This is a genomic window from Thiocystis minor (assembly GCF_016653465.1).
In the GTDB taxonomy this organism is placed as follows: domain Bacteria; phylum Pseudomonadota; class Gammaproteobacteria; order Chromatiales; family Chromatiaceae; genus Chromatium; species Chromatium minus.
On sequence record NZ_NHSQ01000108.1, the window covers coordinates 1 to 3,805 of the forward strand.

Below are 3,805 nucleotides of genomic sequence, written 5' to 3' on the forward strand. Positions count from 1 at the left end.
TGGAGTGACTGAATCACATGCTGCAAGACCATCTGCGCGGGCGTTTGCTTCTCCACCATCCTCACCTCTGCTGTTCCGACAGGACCGGGATCGCGACGCGCCCAACGGGCGTCATCGTCGTGACGGTGATCGCCATTTCACGAGATTGCCGGTCATCACTGTGGTGCCGGTGGCCAGCCGACGCGGGCTGGCTGTCTGGATCTCGAATGGAACGGCGATCACCGCTGACCCTTCACATCCTAGTGACTCGTTCAACCGTCTGGAACCGACAACCGTGATGACGTGTTTCACCGTTGATCGCTTGACATTCCGATCGAAGGATGCAGATGTGAATGCGGTGCGGACACGGCCGCTCGGTGACCGTCGCGTCCGCGCCCGCCGCTTACTCGGCGAGCGTGTCCCCGTCCTCCCCGTCGTCGCCGATCACGGTCAACACCGCGTGCGGCTCCGTCCGATCCACCGCCTCGCGCTGTCCCCGTCGGTCCGCTTCTTCATAGGCCGCGCGATGCAGCGCCACGAACGCTTGCCCCACCAGGCCAAGCCGATCGCGCCACTGGGTTAAGCACTCCACATGGCGCTGATTGGACATCAGGCCGGACAGCCAGAGCGTATCGATCGCGATCATGAGTTGGTCCAGTTCCACGATCAGGTTGGTATAGGCGCCGATATGCGGCGACGACACCTCGATCCGCAGCTCCTGCTCCTCGGTATAGCGCGGACGAACGCCGGTCAGGTGGTGCCGCGCCAGTTGCGCGTTCAAGACCTCCAGTTCATCCGCCATCGCTTCGCTGACCGCCAGCAGCCGCGCATCGATCGCCTGATCGATCTGATCGATTTCCGCCTCGGTGGCGATCAGGCGCAAGATCAGGTCAATGCCGTAGAGCGCGGTCATGGCGGGCTTGAGTTGACGGTCGCTGACCAGCCGGCGCACGTATTCGCTATGCACACGCACCTGGCGGTCGAACACCGGACGGCTGTGGCGGTAGGGTTTGGCACGGCGACCGCCCTCGGGACGGCGCTCGGCCAAGGCGCGTTCGCGTTTCGAGACGCGCGCCGGGAGGGTCGCCACCGGGACCAGGGCCAGTTCACTGGTGTTTTCAAGGGTGTTTTCAGTCGTTTCGTTAAACATCGCGAATGCAGGCGCTCCATCGAAAAGACACAAGGCTGGGTCGGTTTCAGCGTCGCCAGTCGCGGACGCTCGCGGTCATCGTGCCGAGGCCCCGGCGGTCTCGCAATGTCCTACGGTGAACCCGTTTCCGTTGCGCGTTGTCACGCAAACGGTCGGCGATGGCACAACCGTTTCCGCCGCTTGGTCACGCCGCGCGCGGCTACACTCAGGCGCTGTTGCCTTTCCAGGAATCCGTCATGCCGAACCGCGTTCGTTTCTCGCTGGCCCTGCTCGGTCTCTTCCTCGCCACACCGACGCTCGGTCAGGCCCAACCCGCGCTCCGCGTGATCGGTGCCGCGCGCATGAATCCCCTGCCGTTCCCCGCGCCGCCCGCACCAAAACCGGAACCTGACGCCTCCCGACCCCTGACGCACCGCACGATCGTCGCCACGCCCGCCGACTCCGTGCCGCCGCACACGCGGCCAGCACTGCCCGTCAGCGGGCCGGCCAGCGCCGCCGGTTTCCTGCACGGCACGCTGTGGGAGACGGTCGCCGCTCGCGTCGGACTCGATCCGGTGTTGCTCTATGGCGTGGCGTTACAGGAAACCCGCCATGGCGCGGGTGCCCATGCGTCCGCGCCCTGGCCCTTCACCCTGCGCGGTCCCGACGGGCCACAATTCCATGCCACCAAAGCGGCCGCCGCCCAGGCGCTGCGTCAACTCACCGCCCGCCATCGTCCGCTCGCCATCGATGTCGGCCTGATGCAGGTCAATCTGCGCTGGCACGGCGACACCGTGGCCGATCCCGCCGAACTGCTCGATGCGCGGACCAATTTGATCGTGGCCGCCGACATCCTCGCGAAGGCCATTGCCTCGGCCCCCGACGATCTGGAACTGGGCGTGGGGCATTACCATCACTGGCACGACGAAGCGCGCGCCCGCGCTTACGGACGCCGCGTCCTCCAGATGGCCGAGGCGCTGTCGGCACTCTGATGCGCGAGCGGTTTCCGCCGGAACCGACGACGGGGTTCTGTCTGGGGACCGGGCTGTTCCAAACCGAGCGGCGCTTCTATTGGGAGCCGGAGACCGAATCCAACGCCCACGCGATCGTCTGGGGAGCCTCCGGGTCGGGGAAAAGTTATCTGCTGCGCCGGATGATTCGCTATCTGCAACAGTCGCAAAAAATCGTGATGGTGATCGACGTGCACGGGGATCTGGCCGTCGCGGGCGAGAACGCCCTGGTGTTCGGCGGTCCCCGTCCGACCTTCGGCCTGAATCCGTTTGAGTTTGACCCACACCATCGCGCGGGTCCGGGCGGACAGATCGACAGTCTGCTGGCAACCTTTCGCAAAACTTACCTGGCCGCGATGGGGCCGGTGCAGGAACTGGTGTTGCGACAACTGATCGCCGATCTGTATCGCGCTGCCGGGATCCTCGCCGATCAACCGGAGACCTGGACGCGGACACCACCGACGATGGCCGATCTTCGAGAACTGCTGGAGGCGATCCAGGCCGCCGTGACCTCTGGCTTGGGAGACTTTGCGCAGACGTTTCACCAACAGGGCCAGCAACTCGAACAGTGGCGCGCCGACGCCCTGGCGCTGGCGACCGCACCCGGCGGACAGGCCGGGCAAGCCGCCCTGCAGGGCAAGATCACGGCGGCCAAGCGGACCCTGATGCAGGCGTTCGAGGTGTATGTGGACCGCCGCTACGGACCCGAAGCCGCTGGCGACACCGGCGACACGCTCGACGTTGGGCAGACGCGGTTGACGCTCGCGCCATACCGGCGTAAAGCCGCCGCTCGGGCGCTGGACTCTATCGGCATGTACGTCGCCGCGCTCGATAACCACGGGATCTTTCATCCCGTCTCCCCGCCGGTCACCGCCGGGGTCAACCGCTTCGATCTCTCGGGCCTCTCGGATCAGGCGCGCGCGTTCCTCACCGACACGCTGCTGGAACGGCTGTTTCGCAAGTTGCGCGCGCGGGGCGAATACCAACCGAGTGCGCGCGGGGCGCGCGTCGATACGTTTGTGCTGGTCGACGAAGCGCAACTGGTCATCCCCACGCGCACCAAGGAACGCGACGATCCGACGCAGATTCTCAATCGGCTGGTCAGCGAGGCGCGGAAATTCGGCGCGGGGTTGATTCTGGTATCGCAGAGTCCGAATGTGTTTCCACGGGCGGTCCTGGCGAATGTCGCCCGCAAGATTGGGCTGCGCACCCAGGCCATCGATATTCCGGCGGCGCGCCGGGCGCTTGGCCTCGCCGACGAACAGTTGTTTCGTCAGGCCCAACAGCCACGGGTGGCGATGTACTCCACGCGCGACGGCGGGTTCGAGCCGGTGACGCTCGGGTCGGAGCCGGACGAGGAGGAATCTTGATCAGTGTGCAAATCAGTGTGCAGATGGGGAGTCAAACGCAGTCACTTACTGGCACATCCAGGCAGGTTTGCGGTTGGGGTGATGGTGCAAACCATTGAATATAAATGAAATCGTGCCGGTTATGTGCCTTCACACGGCAGGGGTCCGTGGTTCGATCCCACGTGCGCCCACCAAATATCCTTAATAAAATGAGAAATCCCCCGGCTTTGCCGGGGTGACAGTAGCAGTTTGACATTTCCGGGAGTCCATCGGGACACTCCGCAGCGTGAGCCGCCAAGCACACGACCGAGGAGAGTCCGATGGACGAATATGAAAGC

3 protein-coding genes and 1 tRNA gene are annotated in these 3,805 nt (G+C 64.8%); 3 read left to right on the plus strand and 1 reads right to left on the minus strand.

What is annotated here, in order from left to right; all coding sequences use genetic code 11:
- Positions 1-382: 382 nt before the first annotated feature.
- Positions 383-1,129, minus strand: a complete 747-nt coding sequence (locus CCR95_RS15350) for a DUF1845 domain-containing protein (RefSeq protein ID WP_201096005.1) — start codon at positions 1,127-1,129, stop codon at positions 383-385.
- 158 nt (positions 1,130-1,287) lie between these two features.
- On the opposite strand from CCR95_RS15350, the gene CCR95_RS15355 reads away from it, so the two are divergent.
- From CCR95_RS15355 to CCR95_RS15365, 3 genes are all read left to right on the plus strand, one after another.
- Positions 1,288-2,100, plus strand: a complete 813-nt coding sequence (locus tag CCR95_RS15355) for a lysozyme family protein (RefSeq protein ID WP_201096006.1) — start codon at positions 1,288-1,290, stop codon at positions 2,098-2,100.
- Positions 2,100-3,488, plus strand: a complete 1,389-nt coding sequence (locus CCR95_RS15360; RefSeq protein WP_201096007.1) for an ATP-binding protein — start codon at positions 2,100-2,102, stop codon at positions 3,486-3,488. The genes CCR95_RS15355 and CCR95_RS15360 overlap by 1 nt, the downstream gene beginning before the upstream one ends.
- 76 nt (positions 3,489-3,564) lie before the next feature.
- Positions 3,565-3,661 (plus strand) — tRNA-Ser (locus tag CCR95_RS15365).
- Positions 3,662-3,805: the final 144 nt, after the last annotated feature.